This is a genomic window from Pseudoalteromonas sp. 2CM39R, from assembly GCF_023161845.1.
On sequence record NZ_JALNTM010000003.1, the window covers coordinates 482069 to 497783 of the forward strand.

Annotated in this window: 13 protein-coding genes; 8 read left to right on the forward strand and 5 right to left on the reverse strand. The window is 40.8% G+C overall.

Translation table 11 applies throughout. The features are described 5' to 3' along the window. The first annotated feature begins 1 nt into the window (after position 1). From MTF66_RS09440 to MTF66_RS09475, 8 genes are all read left to right on the forward strand, one after another. Positions 2-808, forward strand: coding sequence for a DUF547 domain-containing protein (locus MTF66_RS09440; protein WP_248527101.1), 807 nt, complete (start codon positions 2-4; stop codon positions 806-808). Further along, positions 795-2057 (forward strand): ABC transporter substrate-binding protein, encoded by a 1263-nt coding sequence (locus MTF66_RS09445; RefSeq protein ID WP_248527102.1) that lies wholly within the window; start codon positions 795-797, stop codon positions 2055-2057. Before MTF66_RS09440 ends, MTF66_RS09445 begins: the two co-directional genes overlap by 14 nt. Beyond that, entirely contained in the window at positions 2054-3772 is a 1719-nt protein-coding gene (locus tag MTF66_RS09450; protein ID WP_248527103.1) for an ABC transporter permease, read from the forward strand. The genes MTF66_RS09445 and MTF66_RS09450 overlap by 4 nt, the downstream gene beginning before the upstream one ends. Positions 3773-3796: 24 nt before the next feature. Then, a complete protein-coding gene (locus tag MTF66_RS09455) occupies positions 3797-4450 on the forward strand; it encodes an ATP-binding cassette domain-containing protein (protein WP_131692198.1) in 654 nt (217 codons plus the stop codon). After that, entirely contained in the window at positions 4440-5087 is a 648-nt protein-coding gene (locus MTF66_RS09460) for a CDP-alcohol phosphatidyltransferase family protein (RefSeq protein ID WP_010389273.1), read from the forward strand. The genes MTF66_RS09455 and MTF66_RS09460 overlap by 11 nt, the downstream gene beginning before the upstream one ends. Then, positions 5077-5865 carry a sterol desaturase family protein gene (locus MTF66_RS09465; protein ID WP_248527104.1) on the forward strand — a complete coding sequence of 263 codons (789 nt, stop codon included), beginning with the start codon at positions 5077-5079 and terminating at the stop codon, positions 5863-5865. The genes MTF66_RS09460 and MTF66_RS09465 overlap by 11 nt, the downstream gene beginning before the upstream one ends. A 271-nt stretch (positions 5866-6136) precedes the next feature. Beyond that, entirely contained in the window at positions 6137-8794 is a 2658-nt protein-coding gene (locus MTF66_RS09470) for a glycoside hydrolase family 16 protein (protein WP_248527105.1), read from the forward strand. Positions 8795-8868: 74 nt separating this feature from the next. Further along, positions 8869-11862: a TonB-dependent receptor gene (locus MTF66_RS09475; protein WP_138621774.1), complete on the forward strand. Its 2994-nt coding sequence runs from the start codon at positions 8869-8871 to the stop codon at positions 11860-11862. Between the two features lie 73 nt (positions 11863-11935). On the opposite strand, the gene MTF66_RS09480 is transcribed toward MTF66_RS09475, so the two are convergent. The 5 genes from MTF66_RS09480 to MTF66_RS09500 form a co-directional block, all read right to left on the reverse strand. After that, positions 11936-13408: a S41 family peptidase gene (locus MTF66_RS09480; RefSeq protein ID WP_138621772.1), complete on the reverse strand. Its 1473-nt coding sequence runs from the start codon at positions 13406-13408 to the stop codon at positions 11936-11938. Between the two features lie 177 nt (positions 13409-13585). Continuing rightward, complete coding sequence (locus tag MTF66_RS09485; RefSeq protein WP_138621770.1) at positions 13586-13843, reverse strand: hypothetical protein; 258 nt, start codon at positions 13841-13843, stop codon at positions 13586-13588. A gap of 43 nt (positions 13844-13886) precedes the next feature. After that, positions 13887-14438 (reverse strand): GNAT family N-acetyltransferase, encoded by a 552-nt coding sequence (locus tag MTF66_RS09490; protein WP_138621768.1) that lies wholly within the window; start codon positions 14436-14438, stop codon positions 13887-13889. 70 nt (positions 14439-14508) lie between these two features. Then, positions 14509-14718, reverse strand: coding sequence for a hypothetical protein (locus MTF66_RS09495; protein WP_054201355.1), 210 nt, complete (start codon positions 14716-14718; stop codon positions 14509-14511). A 114-nt stretch (positions 14719-14832) separates the two neighbouring features. Continuing rightward, positions 14833-15438 (reverse strand): DUF998 domain-containing protein, encoded by a 606-nt coding sequence (locus tag MTF66_RS09500; protein ID WP_109875142.1) that lies wholly within the window; start codon positions 15436-15438, stop codon positions 14833-14835. Positions 15439-15715: the final 277 nt, after the last annotated feature.

Sequence of the window (15715 nt, forward strand, 5' to 3'; positions counted from 1 at the left end):
TATGTTTAAAACACCTTTAAAAGCGCTATTGTTAGGTTCTGCTTTGCTTGCAACATCGTTTGCAAGCAAAGCTCAAAGCATGCATGACAGATGGAATGCATTATTAAATAACCATGTTGTAGCTATTAATCATGGTCACAGCACTGAGGTTGATTACTCAGCAATAAAAGCTAAGCGCAGCGACCTTAAAGCTTATTTAGATTCGTTATCGGCTGTTACGCAAAATGAGTTTGATACATGGGAAAAACCTAAGCAGCTGGCGTTTTTAATCAACGCGTATAACGCCTTTACTGTTGAGCTGATATTAACAAAATACCCAGATCTTAAATCAATTAAAGATTTAGGCAGTTTTTTTAGCTCACCGTGGAGCAAAGAGTTTATTTTTCTGCTGGGTAAAACTCGTAGCTTAGATAACATAGAGCATGACTTAATCAGAGGTAGCGGTAAGTACAACGATCCTCGTATTCACTTTGCTGTAAATTGCGCCAGTATTGGCTGCCCAGCACTACGTGAAGAAGCCTACACAGCCACTGATTTAGAAAGCCAATTGCAAGAGCAAACGATGCGTTTTTTATCAGACATGACTCGAAATATAGCGCAAGATAACACGCTAACTATGTCTTCAATATTTAAGTGGTACGGCGATGATTTTGAACAAGGCTTTAAAGGCGCAAATACGCTACAGCAGTTTTTTATGCAATACCCTAAAGCACTAAAGCTGACACCCGCTCAGCAAAAAGCACTTAAAAATAACAATATGAAAGTTAAGTTTTTAGACTACAACTGGGATTTAAATGCTCGCCAATAAATTTTGGCAAACATTATCGCGATACAGCTTATGTTGTGTCGCGTTTTGTATTTGCCTTATTATTAGTTTTAAAAGCCTAGCAAGTACACAATTACAAAGCCGTTGGCAGCAAGTTGAAAAGTTAGGTAAAGACCAAAGCGTATATTTTTATGCTTGGGGCGGTGATGCGCAAATAAATGCCTATATTCAGTGGGCGGCTGAGCAAGTAAAAGCTAAATATAACATTGAGTTAGTGCATGTAAAGCTTAGCGACACCAGCGAGGCCGTTAGCCGCGTACTCGCTGAAAAATCAGCAAATAATCACACTCAAGGCAGTGTCGATTTAATTTGGATCAATGGCGCTAACTTTGCAGCTATGAGTAAACACGGGCTTTTACTAAAAGACTGGGCTGATAAATTGCCTAATTTTATTTACACCAATCCAGAAAACAATCCCAGCGTGTTGTTTGATTTTGGTTTACCCACTCAGGGAATGGAAGCCCCCTGGGGGCAAGCCTCACTGACTTTTTATTACGATACGCTAGCAACGAGCTCTCCTCCTCAAACCCTTAATAAGTTATTGAGCTGGAGTAAAGCAAACCCAGGCCGATTTAGTTACCCCAAACCCCCTGACTTTTTAGGGATGAGCTTTTTAAAATATGCATTAGTGGTATTACACCAACATAGCGATGCAATGCTACAAGCAAAACTAAATCAACCAGCTAATGATAAAAACAAAGCCCAAGTACTTGATCCGTTGTGGACGTTTCTAAATAAATTGCACCCTAATCTGTGGCGCAATGGCGAATACTTCATGCAAAGCGGTGTACAAATGCGCCGCTTAATAGACGATACCGAGCTTAGTATTGGCTTTACTTTTTCGGCACCAGAAGTACCGGCTGCGGTAAAGCGCTATGATTTACCAAAAAGTATAAGAAGTTATGCAATGGCCGATGGCAGCTTAAGTAACACTCACTTTGTCGCTATTCCTTATAATGCAAGCCACCAGCAAAGTGCGCAATTAGTGGCTGACTTTTTATTAAGCCCCGCAGCGCAAGCGCATAAACAAAAAACTGCTATATGGGGTGACAAAACGGTATTAATTCAAACCAGCTTAAGCGCAGAGCAGCAGGGCTTATTTAAAACCGTACAGCCGCATCCTAGCGCACTGCCTCTACATAGTGTTAAACGTACACTCAGTGAGCCACATCCGAGCTGGGTGGAGGCAATTAATACTGGCTGGGAAACCCGTTATGGAACAAGCCAATGAGTAAGGTACTCCATTCAACTGATTTATTCTCACGCCTAGTCAAAGTAACCCCTTACTGTTTGCTGGCACTGTTAGCAATGCCTGTATTAGGCGGCCTAATGGGGGTAATGTTGCCTGCCTTTGGCTGGGCGCCTGCCTTGAATAAAACCAACATGAGTTTGGCTGGGTTTAATGTTTTATGGGATACACCGGGGCTTTCACAAATGATAGGCCTGAGCATACGCACTGGACTAATTAGTACATTAATAGCGTTTGCGCTCATGATTATTATGCTGGCTGCATTTTTTAATAGTGTATGGCTAAAACGAATTGAATACGTGTTGAGTCCCATACTGGTTATTCCCCACGCTGCAGCGGCAATTGCGGTCAGTTTTTTAATCGCGCCATCGGGATTATTTACGCGCTTATTTTCGCCTTGGTTAACGCACTGGCAATTAGCTCCTGAGGGCTCATTACCTTATGACGCTTTTGGCTGGAGCATTATTATTGGGCTTGTACTTAAAGAGCTGCCTTTTTTATTACTCATTGCATTGGGTATTTTAGCGCAGCCTGAACTTGGCAAAAAGCTACGAATGCAGCATCAAATTGCCATTAATTTAGGTTATTACCCCATGGTGGCATTTTTTAAAGTGGTGCTACCTAGTTTATACCCACTGTTACGTTTGCCCATTTTTGCAGTACTTGCTTATGCTAGTGCGAGCGTTGAGATGCCACTGATACTTGGGCCAAATACGCCCCCTACTTTAGCCGTTGCTATCATGCATTGGTTTAACGATGTAGATTTAACCCTGCGCATAAAGGCCTCAGCGGGTGCTCTGTTACAATTAGCGATCACTGTTGGACTACTGCTAATTTGGCTATTGCTTGAAAAAATCAGTGCCATGATTTTTAGTCAGTCACTCATCAACGGCCGACGCCATTATGCTCACCAACTTGTTCGCGCTTTTACTTATGTCGTCACTTGCGTAATTTTAGTCTTCATTGCAGCTGCGTTAATTGGATTAGTACTTTGGTCAGTAGCTGGCTATTGGCGTTTTCCGGATACCTTACCTTCAAGTTTGGTATTACTACACTTTGAAAATGCCTTTACACACATTCACACTCCTTTATTTAATACCTTAGTGGTTGGCGTGGTTAGCTCGGGTTTTGCCACTATTTTGGTGCTACTATGTTTAGAAGCAGAGCAAATCACGGCTAAACCTTTGGCGAAGTGGGCACTGTTAATTATATACCTGCCGTTGTTGGTACCCAGTATCGCCTTTTTATTTGGTATTGTGTGGCTACAGCAATTGCTAAATAGTCAGCATGCTTTTTTTAATGTGATATTTGTACACTTGCTGTTTGTTTTACCCTATGTTTTTTTATCTATTGCCGATAGTTACAGGCGTTTAGACCCAAGATTAGCGCGTGTTGCTGCAAGCTTAGGCTCAAGCCCATGGAAGGTGTTTATACAAGTTAAATTGCCACAACTATTTGCGCCTATTTTAATTGCGATGGCGCTGGGGTTGGCAATAAGTTTTGGCCAGTATTTATCAACCCAGTTAGCAGGGGGTGGCCGAATAGCCACCATAACCACCGAAGCCGTAACACTTGCCAATGGTGCAAGTAGGCGAACCAGTGCTGTGTATGCAATACTGCAAATGGGCTTACCTCTTCTCGGCTTTATACTGGCATGGGGACTTCCTAGGTATGTTTTTAATAACAAGCAAGCATAATATGAATACATCAAAGGGCGTTTAATGCAGCCATCATTACAAATTAAAAATTGTCAGCTTTATCGTCAAAACGAGTTGTTACTGAGCTTGAATGAACAGGTTAAAGGTGGTGAAATTCTTACTATTATGGGGCCATCAGGGAGCGGTAAATCTAGCTTATTAAATTGGCTTACTGGCGCATTACCTCCGGGTTTTAATGCGACTGGCGAGGTGTGGCTAAATGATACTAATATTAGTTCCTTGCCCAGCCATTTACGCCATGTTGCTGTGCTATATCAAGACCCATTACTATTCTCGCATCTATCTGTTGGCGGTAATATTAGCTTTGCCATGCCAAAAATGGATAAAAAACAACGCCAACAGCAAATAGATGAAGCACTTACACACGTTGGGCTAAAAGGCATGGCCAAGCGCCATCCAGACACTCTCTCCGGTGGGCAGCAAGCCCGTGTTGCTTTACTGCGACTATTACTGAGTAAACCCAAAGCGATTTTACTCGATGAACCCTTTAGTAAGCTTGATCAGCAATTACGTATTGAAACCCGTCAGCTGGTGTTTTCACAAATTAGGGAATATCAGTTACCCGCCATTATGGTCACCCATGATGAAAGTGACGCAATAGCCACAAATGGCAAAATCATCAATCTAAACGTACAAAGTGATATAAATGTTAGATAAATTTATTACCCCACTTATAAAACCGGTGCTTATTCCGTGCGTAAAACAGCTGCACAAAAAAGGAGTGAGTGCCGATCAGTTAACCTTAATAGGTTTTTTAATTGGCTTACTAGCTGTGCCACTAATTATTTTTGAATATTGGTATGGCGCATTAGCTGTAATTTGTATTAACCGCATTTTTGATGGTCTTGATGGCGCACTCGCGCGTTATGCTCAGAGCAGTTCAAGCGCTGGGGGATATTTAGACATTACTCTGGATTTTTTATTTTATGCGCTTATTCCTTTTGCATTTATTTTAACCAACCCTGAGCAAAATGCACTTGCTGGGTCACTATTGCTTGTGACTTTTATAGGCACCGGCTCAAGCTTTTTAGCTTTTGCTATAGCCGCTGAAAAATTTAAACTCGATAAACCGCAATTTAAATACAAAAGTTTTTACTACTTAAATGGCTTAACCGAAGGCACAGAAACCATTGCCTTATTTATTGCCTTTTGTATTTGGCCGCAGTATTTTTCAATTCTTGCTGTTTTATTTGCTATAGCCTGCGCGATAACTATTTTCACCCGTATATATGGAGGTTATTACACCTTAAAACAGCAAGAAACCGCACTCAACGAGGTAAACCATGAGTCATGAAGTATATTGGCGGCTAGGCTTCTTTTTTAGCGTACTAGCAATAATGATGCTGCTTGAATGGCAAAAGCCTGCACGCCAATCAACTATTAAAAATAGGTCACGCTGGTTTGCTAATTTTGGATTAACCTTTACTTCTACCCTGCTTGCACGCTTTACAGTGCCGGTTGGATTAACTGCGGTTGCTGCTTATTATCAGCAGCATGGAATTGGGCTATTTAATCAACTCAATGTCTCACCACTCATTGCAGTGATACTCAGCTTACTTTTGCTTGATTTAATTATTTACTGGCAGCATCGGCTTTTTCATCAGGTGCCTATTTTGTGGCGTTTGCACCGCGTACACCACGCTGATGCACATATTGATACCAGTACCGGTCTGCGATTTCATCCTATTGAAATTGTACTCAGCATACTTATAAAATTGATTGCCGTTACCGCTTTGGGTGTACCTGCTATTGCAGTATTAATATTTGAAATTGCACTCAATGGGTTAGCACTGTTTAATCATGCGAATATTCGTTTACCCAACTCTATTGAAAAGCCGCTGCGTTTAGTGCTTGTAACTCAAGTACTGCATCGTATTCATCATAGCCAAAAACCCGAAGAAACAAACAGTAACTTTGGCTTTAGTGTAACTTGGTGGGATAGACTTTTTGGCAGCTATAAATCACAGGCAAGTCAGCCTGATAAAAATATTGCACTTGGTTTAAGCCAATACCCAAACCCCAAACAAAATTCATCCTTGTGGCAATTGTTAATAATGCCATTTAAAAAATAGCAATACAGCTAATGAAAACATCCATGTACACCTTTTAAACCTCTATTTATAACATTACTTAGGCGTTTAACCGTTCCTGTTAACAAAAACACCCCGCTAAAAGTAAACCAGTTGTAAATTATTTAAACAAATTCTTGACCCAGTTGAGAATCCCCCATATTATTTGTAAGCGCTTACATTTACCACACAGAAAAATGTAAGCGCTTACAAAAATGAAAAAATCAACAAATACACTATATTCTGACAATAATCAGTTGAACGGGGTTCAGTTATGAACATTGAAACAACACGCATTACTCGCCTTTTGGCTGCTATTTCATTAGCATCTTTGGCGGGTTGTGGTGGTGACGCAGCGACCACTACTACCGATATTGAAAAAGTAAACCCTACTGAACCAGTCTCAGACTGGCGTATGGTATGGAGCGATGAGTTTGACAGCACTAGTATTGATACTAACAAGTGGAACTTTGAATTAAACTGCGCTGGCGGTGGTAACAACGAAAAACAATGTTACACCGACAGTGAGGAAAATGCCTTCATTAAAGACGGTGTACTAAATATAGTCGCCTTACCTGCAGAAGAAGGTGCAGAAAAACCATACACGTCAGCCCGTTTAAACACCCGCTACAACGCCGACTTTACTTATGGCCGTTTTGAAATGCGTGCAAAGTTGCCTTCTGGTCAAGGTAGCTGGCCCGCATTTTGGATGATGCCAACCGATGAAGTATATGGCACTTGGCCGCGATCTGGCGAAATTGATATTTTAGAAGCGGTTAATTTAAAAACAGTCGCTGAAGATGGCACCGTTGAAGCAAATATTCATGGCACACTTCACTATGGTCGTGAGTGGCCAAATAACTCAAGTTCAGGCAAAGCTTATGCCTTACCTGAAGGTATGAACCCAGCAGATGACTTTCATACTTATGCAATCGAATGGCAAGAGGGAGAAATTCGCTGGTACGTAGACGGCTATTTATACGCTACACAACGTCGCTCTGAAGTACGTTACAACTCTAAAGATGAGCCTGTTGGTCTTAAACATAAAGGTTGGTTTGCTGAATACTTTGAACAAGGTAACGGCGAACTTACCACTCACTGGGATAATGCCCCATTTGATAAAGACTTTTACCTTATATTAAACCATGCTGTTGGTGGCGATTGGCCTGAAAATGTAAACAATTTAGGTATTGATGCAGCTGCATTTGCAGAAGGTCAAAGCTTTGAGATTGATTATGTTCGTGTGTACGAATGTGCCTCAGATCCGGCCACTGGTAAAGGTTGTGAAACAGTACGTCCAGGTTACGATAGCCTAGACGATGCACTTGTAGAAGGTAAAGCCCCTGTACCTACTCCGCCAAGTGATGGTGTTGCAAAGAATCTTGATATTTTTGATGGCAGCTTAAATGCCAACTGGATCGCATGGGATTGTTGTGGTGGAACAACACCTGAAACAATTACTGACGCTGACAAAGGCGATGTAATTAAGTTTAACATTAACGATAATAACGGGACTGTGCTTGGGTTTTCTACTCGAGGCGGTCACTTCCCTGATGATTTTACCGGCACTTCATCTCCGTTTGATGCATCACTTCTTCTTGATCTAAATGGTCGACTAACTTTTGATATGAAAGTGGTAACCCCGCCAACATCAGATACTACATGGCTATTGAAAGCCGAAGCGGGCGATGGTGGTCCTAATACCGGCGATGTAGCCCTTAGCGATAGTAATGAAGGTGTTACTCCTGTTACTGGTCAATGGCAAACTTACACCTTCCCACTTTCTTTACTACAAGAAAGAGGCTTAGATTTAAGTGCCATTGATGTATTAATGGTATTCCCAGCATGGCAAACAGGTGCAGGCGCTGAATATTTAATTACCAATGTGGCTATTGAAGGCGATGTAGGTGAATCACCATCAGTAGATTTATTTACTGACGAGCAAAACTTAGATTGGCCGATGTGGGATTGTTGTGGCGGCTCTACTCCATCAGAAGTTATGGACGATGCAGAACACGGCTTAACTGCAGAATTCACTATTGGCGAAGCCCCCACTGTAATGGGCTTTAATACTCGTTCATCTGCTGGTGGTAGCGACACTCCATTTGATGCAACCAGCATTTTAGAAAATGGTGTACTACAGTTTGATGTGAAAGTGATGTCAAACCCAAATAACCCAGATGCAACTTGGTTAATGAAAATTGAATCTAATGAGGGTGATACCGCAGTAGAATTACCATTAACAGATGCTGGCGATGCACCTGTTGTAGGTGAGTGGAAAACTTATACCTTTACATTCGCTGACTTAGCGGGCGCAGGTTTAGATGTTAGTGCCATTGATGTAGTGATGATATTCCCAGCATGGGGCACAGGTGAAGGTGCGGTTTACCGTGTTGATAACGCTAAAATGTACGATCCTAGTGCATCAGCAGGCGATGAAATCACTATTTTCCAAGATACTGCTGCAGATATGTGGAGTATTTGGGACTGTTGTGGTGGCTCTACACCGACTGAAGAAACTGACGATGCTGATCATGGCACAGTGGCTGAGTTTGTTATTGGTGCTACACCAACAGTAATGGGCTTTTTAGCGGACGACGGTATCTCTTTTGATGCATCAGCAATATTAGCCAATGGTGTTGTGCAATTTGAAATGAAAATGGTGACACCACCAAATGACCCTGACTCAGTATGGACATTTAAAATTGAGTCAACAGGTGCAGCAACAGCGGTAGAGCTTCCTCTTGCACAAAGCGTTGAAGGTGAAGTACCTGTTATTGGACAGTGGCAAACATACACGTTTACGTTGCAATCATTATTTGATGCAGGTTTAGACATTAGCGACATCAATGTACTGATGATGTTCCCAGCGTGGGGAGCAGGTGAAGGTGCAGTTTACCGTATAGACAACGTAGTTATCGCTAACCCATAAACCCTAATTCAGTGGTAGGTACTAAATTACAAGTACCTACTTACCGTAATAAATTAAGTAAAAGCAGAGCAATTATGAACACAAATAAGTTTAAAAAAAGCCCACTAGCGGCTTCTGTGTCACTTATCATCGCTGCAAGCACATTTAACTTCGCTTACGCTGCGCAAGAAAATACTGCCGAACCTGAACTAGAAGTTATTGAAGTAAAAGGTATTCGTGGCTCACTCATTCGTTCAATGGATGTAAAACGTGACGCATCAGGCGTGGTCGATGCCATTTCTGCTGAAGAAATGGGTAAATTTCCAGATACTAACTTAGCTGAATCACTACAGCGTATAACCGGTGTATCGGTGAGTCGTTCAAACGGTGAAGGTAGCCAAATTACCGTACGTGGTTTTGGCCCATCATTTAACCTTGTAACACTTAACGGCCGTCAAATGGCGGGCACAGGCTTTACACGCTCATTTAACTTTGAGAACTTATCATCGGAGGGTGTAAGCTCACTTGAAGTTATGAAAACAGCGCGTGCAGATACACCAACAGGTGGCCTTGGTGCAACTGTAAATATTGTTACCGCTAAACCTCTACAGAAGCCGGGTCAACGATTTTCATTAATGGCTAAAGGTATTCACGATACATCGGTAGAAGAAGGTGATGAGGTTACTCCTGAAGTAGCAGGTATTTACAGCAACACGTTTGCTGACGAAATGTTTGGTTTTTCAGCTAACTTTTCTTACCACCGTCGTGATTTTCAGCGCCAAGCAGCCAATGTGCGCTCTTGGTTAGTCAACCCTAACCTATCGGTTGATGCTGAAAACATAATTGATAACCGCCCAATGGATGCTGATGGCAATCCAGCGAAGCAGTTTTTCGACCCTAACGCTGGGGAGAGTGGTGAATTTGTATCTGCCGCTTTCTTCCCACAAGAAGTCAGCTTTGCAAAAGACGACATTCAGCGTGAACGTTTAAACGCGCAAGCCACTTTTCAGTTTGCACCAACAGATAACTTAACGTTTACACTAGATCACACAATCTCAAATGCAACAACGGGTAATAACTCGTTATCGTGGGGTATTTGGAATGGGTCGTTTGGCGGCAATGGTAATGCCTATGAGCTAGATGAAAACGGCACCGCTATTTACTATAACTCAGCTGGCGATGACGCATCATTCACTGCATTTCGTGAAACCTCAGAAGTAGACTCAAAAGCAACTGGTATTAATGTTGAATGGTTAGCAACAGACAATCTAAGTTTTAACTTTGATGCCCATACTTCAAAAACCACTACAGATAACGGTAAAGATCCAGGCTTGAACTCTAATGCCCGTATTATTTTGGGCTCAGCCGATCTCTCGACTAAAGAATACTTTTTCCGCGAAGGCGATGTGCCCGGTTTCAATATTAATTGGAACAATGGCACACAAGAAGTGAGTCCAAATCAAATTGGTTCTAACTTCAGTATTTTTACCAGAACACCGGGTGAGTCAGAAGTTTCTCAAGTGCAATTAGATGGTAAGTTATTTACTTATACAGACATTGGTCTTGAGACTGTAAAATTTGGTGCGGCTTACACTAAACAAACACTTAGTGGTTGGGGTGGTTCTAATAACGCCAATGCACCAGGCTTTAACAACGGTACATTCGCTGAAATTTTTCCGGATGCGATGTTCGAAAGAGTTGATTTAAGCGGATTCCTTGATGAGTTTTCATTTGGTCCTAACGGCGTAGCCCCTGGTTATGCTTACACTTATGACCTTGATGAAGCATTTGCTCGCCAAAGCGCTTACTTAACCGAAGATGTTATTGGCAGTGATTATTACCGAATTGGTAGCTTTGATAACTTCCCAACTAACGAAGTTGAAGAAGAAACCATCAGTGTGTATCTCTCTAGTAATTGGGTATTTGACGTTAGCGACTACGAAGTATTTGTAAATTTAGGTCTTCGTTATGAAGAAACTGATATTGTCAGCCCAGCTAAAAGCCGTGTAGCGGAACAAGTGTACTGGGCTGGTGGTTCAGAGTGGTTAACTCAATTTGCCGCTGGTGGCGAATTAGTTGAAGTAGACTATGAAGGCCAATACGACTTACTACTTCCTATGATTGATATTAAAGTCGATCTTACGGATGACCTAGTGACCCGCGCCTCATGGGGTCAAACAATCACCAGACCAACACTCGGTGATATGTTAGGTAACTTGGCTTTAACACCTTCACCTAAATTAAATTCAAGAAGTGGTAGCCGTGGTAATCCAAACTTAGAACCATTTAAATCAACGAACTTAGATTTAAGTCTTGAGTATTACTACAGCGAAGGCAGCTACGCTGCTATTGGTCTATTTTGGAAAGACGTAGATAATTGGATTGATAACACGCAGGTTAAAACAACATTTGAAGGCTTACACGATGTGTATTTAGGTCAGCGTTGGAACAACGCAGTAGCCGCCATTGAAGGTCGTGGCGATCAAGCAACTGACACTGCAATTTACAATGAAATTGTAGCTAATGGTGTGGGTATTGGCGAAAACAACCGTATCTTACCAGACCCAGCAACCGACCCGCTAATTGAATGGACTATTAATTCACCTGAAAACGTTGGCTCACGTAAAGTGAACGGCTTTGAATTTGCTGTTCAGCACTTGTTTGGCGACTCGGGCTTTGGTGCGGGCTTCAATGCCACCGTTGTTGATGGTGATGTTGAGTACGATAACTACTACCTTGCCTCTCAAGCGGTATTGGCTGGCCTAAGTGACTCTGCAAACCTACAAGGCTTTTATGAAAAAGATGGCTTATCGGTAAAAATTACCGGTGCATGGCGTGATGAGTACTTAATTGCCCAGGGTTTACCTGATTCAGGTGCTACGGCTCCGCCACAATATGCTGAAGAGTACTTGCAGTGGGATATTAGTGTTAACTACGAAGTTAACGAAAGCACAACGGTATTCTTTGAAGGTGTGAACTTAACTAACGAAACCGAGCGTTCATTTAGCCGTTTCGAAAGCCAGTTCTTAAGCGCGGCTCAATACGGTCCTCGTTATGCCTTTGGCGTTAGATACTCTATGGGCAATTAATGCATTGCCCAAATACAGTTTTTGATTACCCCTTATAGTTGAAAAGTCAAAGCCGCTCATTGAGCGGCTTTTTTTATAACTGTTTAATTTTTTCTAATAGCTTATCGGTTGTCCAATCAATATCGTTATAGGCAATATCGGGTTTATAATAATCGCCCTTTCCTCTTGCTCTATTCACATACACTTTATTAGGCACTATCACTTTACCTAAACCTGAGGGTAACTCAGCTAATCGAACATCCATATACAATGAGTCAGCACTACTTGGCGCGCCAAATAACTGAGTATTTGTAAATTGCTTAAATACATCAATGGCATCAAGACACGCACTTGCACACTGTGGCGGTACAATAACAAGAACCTGTGTTTTAAAGTCACTCACTGGTACCGTACTTTCGCTTAGGTTTGATTTACTTTGCTTTTCTTCGATGTAAAATGGCTTATTTTTTTCAAGTGACTGCGCCATACCTGCTGCTATTTCTTTAATCAATTCATGAACTTCAGGTTGATCTTTTACCACGTCAATTAACGATTTTACATAGTTAGTATTGTCTTTTGACGCTCTCCACCAAACCCGGCTATTTTGTGAGTAGCTATCCATTTTTTGTTCAACAACCTGCTCACCCCACAACGCTTTTGCAAGCGTTAAGCTCCAATACGACGAGCCACCTTGGTTATGACGAAGATCTAAAACCACCGTTTTTGCACTGAGTAACTTGGAACGTTGACTCGTCACCTTCTTATAAAGGTTATTGTAATCTTTAGTTTGCTTATCGTTATTTGCAAAACTAGGCATAGCAATCCACGCAGTGTTTTGTGCAGGCCAAGTTAAATCGGTTGCAAGCTCATCCCCATTATAGGCGTGTGTTAAATGCTTAGTTACGCTCTGTGGCTGAACAGACCAATCAAGGGTTTTACTGTAGGATTGTCCATTGGCTTTAACAAATTGACATTCTTTTAGAGGTGTTAAAAATGGGTTGCCCTCATCAACAAGTAACCGCCAACCTTGCTGCCACCAATGCCCAGGCTGTGTAACCTGTCCATGAAACTTAAACACTCTTTGTCGCATTAACGTCTCTGTACTTTGCCCATCGCAACCAGTTATCACGTCGCCTTTATTTATATTATCTGTTTCACTGTAATACACTTTTAGTGCATCACCCCGCCAAACTGCACGAAAACCAGGCCAGCGACGAGCAGGTCGTTCAACACGTGAAAACACACCAGCATGACCATCTTGTAGCACAGTACTAAAACGCGCTATTGCCGCAACATGAACCTGTGGCCCGCTCGCTTTAGCAGACAGTGCAAGTGCTTCTGCTTTTGCTTGCTTTAATAGCTCAGGAAAGACTGGATTGTTAAGATCAAACATACCGGGATGGTTTTTTGCCGAAATACTGTAAGCAGCTTCAATATCACGATCAGTAACACTGCGCCATTGCTCTGGTGTTTGAGGAGTAACTGCTAATTCTGCCATGCTCAAGGTAGGCGTAATTAATAAAGCACTCAATAAAGTACGGCTAACTATTTTTGTTTTTATGTTCATGAAAATCCATTTTAGCTTAGGTTATATAATTACTGTAAACTCATCTGGTGGAACTAAAAATATCTTAAATCCAATAAGTATCAGCAAATTTTTTTACAGCAATAACTTAGCAACAATAAAAGCAGCTAACAATGAGTAAAATGTAAAATGAACTGGCTTTAAATTAAGAGCAACAGCTTACTTAGCGGTTTGTTCAATTTTGATTTGCAGTAGTGTTATGCGGGCGTTGAGTTTTCTAAAGGTATACTGTGAATAGAAAAAGTTTAAAAAGAAAGCAGCAAAACCTGAACAAGCAAGCCCTATCAATGGGCTGAAATAAAACATTAACAACAAAACAATAACAGCCATCGCTATCGTAAGTCCCAAATAATGAGATGCACTAAATAACTTTCGGTTATTTTTTTCAAGCTGAACTATGTGAGAATCTATATCCATTAAAAATCTCCTTTTAACAAACCAACGTTAACTATCTTGAGCTTTAGGTAGCTACATAAGCAGCATCTAAAGAAGTCCATTTACTCCACTGCGCCTTTGTTAATCGATATAACTGTACGGCACGACCGTGAAATTCATGATTGCTATAATCTGTAAAGCCAATTTTCTTTGCTACTCTCAATGACGCAATATGCTCAGGTTCAATAATAACAACAACGGATTGATGAGTAGTTTGCGTAAACACATACTTTAAAACACCTTTAGCCGCTTCGCATGCTAACCCTTTATTCCAAAAATCGACCGCTAATCGATACCCTAAATTAGGCTCTTCGTTACCCGCGATATTTTGTGGAGAAATACCACAAAATCCAATGAGTAAATCGCTGTTTTTATCTATTAGTGCCCATGGGCCCAAACCATATGAATCGTAGCATTGTAAACACCACTTTATAAATTCACCAGTTGCGGCTTCATCGCACACACCACGAATTGAGTATTTCATCACTTCATCGTCACTAAGAATTTCACTTAATGCCGGCACATCATCAATTGAGAATGGCCGGATAACCAACCTTTGGGTTTCACAAATTTTCACTCAAACCTTCTTGTAATTACAGCTAAAAACTTTCAAAAAACCAAGTAATTAAGGTAGGTCTCTCAGTTATTTAGTTCTTTTTATGTTTTGAATGCCACATAAAGTATCCAAATAATATGCCTACTAAAGGAAATATTATTAAAGATGAAATGATTCCATCAAAAAAATCTTGCTCACCTGTAAGGTGCATGATTAATTGAAATAAAATAGCTGTAGGAATTCCCCAGCCTAAAGGACCTCTTAGTAAAATAAAACGTAATTTAGTATCGTTTATATTCATGAGTCTTCCTTAATTTATAAGCCCAAATAATGAGCTAAAATCAACACAATGCTGATGTATTTCTTAGATTGACAAGCCTAACGTTTAAAAAAATGATAGGCACTAGTGATTGTTTTAAATTAATGCTATTGAAAAAACACTTAACCAACTTAATTGAATACCATAGGAGATACGTTGATAGGTACCAGGTTTACTTTGTAGTTTTATTGCTTTAGCCATAGCAAACAGATAATAAAATGTAGCGATAACAGAAACAATTGAAAAAACACGAAAGTATAGAGAGGTAACTTCTGTGGTTGGACTAATAGCTATTAATATTGGTGCTACAACCAGCGAAAGTAACATAATAAAACCAGCCCAAGAATGTACCTTGCAGCTAAAAGTTGGATGTTTAGTAAATGGGTCAGCATCCATAGGAAAATAACCCGCAACCCAGGTACCAATACCATGCACTATAACTAACCAACCAGCAATATTAACCAATATAGAAACATTAGCCAATTGCGCCAAATACCAGCCAAAAAAGCAAAATAGAAAACCTAAAGGATAATTATTAATTAGCGGTGACAGTTTTTCAGTTGGGCTTCCTGTTGCACCTAATTCACTACAAAATTGTTTAGAATGGCTGTAACCTTTATAAAACCGACTTGCTACATAAACACCAATGAATATCCATAATGTGGCTATTAACCCTGAATAAATCGCAATCGTTTCAAACATCACCATAATCCTTTTTGTGATTAATTCACTAAAGCCTTTTTAAACACAGAGGAGAAAATGAGCCGGCTTCGAGTGACGAGCTGTGAGCTTGTACAAACAGCCCTGAGCTAGAACCTTTAATCTACTTTTTCAACCCAGCGCCCTATTACCCTCTTTGTGCATGATTCACTGAGGTTTTATTTCGCCTCATTAATAAATCATTTCTTTATTATTATAATTAACCACTAATCAAATGCTATCAGTATTAGTTTTAAAAAAAACAAAGCGCTACAACAAT

Coding starts and splice junctions, on each gene's coding strand:
- MTF66_RS09460 (WP_010389273.1), top strand. CDS start 4,440: ATGTTAGATAAATTTATTACCCCACTTATAAAACCGGTGCTTATTCCG.
- MTF66_RS09500 (WP_109875142.1), bottom strand. CDS start 15,438: ATGTTTGAAACGATTGCGATTTATTCAGGGTTAATAGCCACATTATGG.
- MTF66_RS09445 (WP_248527102.1), top strand. CDS start 795: ATGCTCGCCAATAAATTTTGGCAAACATTATCGCGATACAGCTTATGT.
- MTF66_RS09465 (WP_248527104.1), top strand. CDS start 5,077: ATGAGTCATGAAGTATATTGGCGGCTAGGCTTCTTTTTTAGCGTACTA.
- MTF66_RS09440 (WP_248527101.1), top strand. CDS start 2: ATGTTTAAAACACCTTTAAAAGCGCTATTGTTAGGTTCTGCTTTGCTT.
- MTF66_RS09450 (WP_248527103.1), top strand. CDS start 2,054: ATGAGTAAGGTACTCCATTCAACTGATTTATTCTCACGCCTAGTCAAA.
- MTF66_RS09485 (WP_138621770.1), bottom strand. CDS start 13,843: ATGGATATAGATTCTCACATAGTTCAGCTTGAAAAAAATAACCGAAAG.
- MTF66_RS09480 (WP_138621772.1), bottom strand. CDS start 13,408: ATGAACATAAAAACAAAAATAGTTAGCCGTACTTTATTGAGTGCTTTA.
- MTF66_RS09475 (WP_138621774.1), top strand. CDS start 8,869: ATGAACACAAATAAGTTTAAAAAAAGCCCACTAGCGGCTTCTGTGTCA.
- MTF66_RS09455 (WP_131692198.1), top strand. CDS start 3,797: ATGCAGCCATCATTACAAATTAAAAATTGTCAGCTTTATCGTCAAAAC.
- MTF66_RS09470 (WP_248527105.1), top strand. CDS start 6,137: ATGAACATTGAAACAACACGCATTACTCGCCTTTTGGCTGCTATTTCA.
- MTF66_RS09495 (WP_054201355.1), bottom strand. CDS start 14,718: ATGAATATAAACGATACTAAATTACGTTTTATTTTACTAAGAGGTCCT.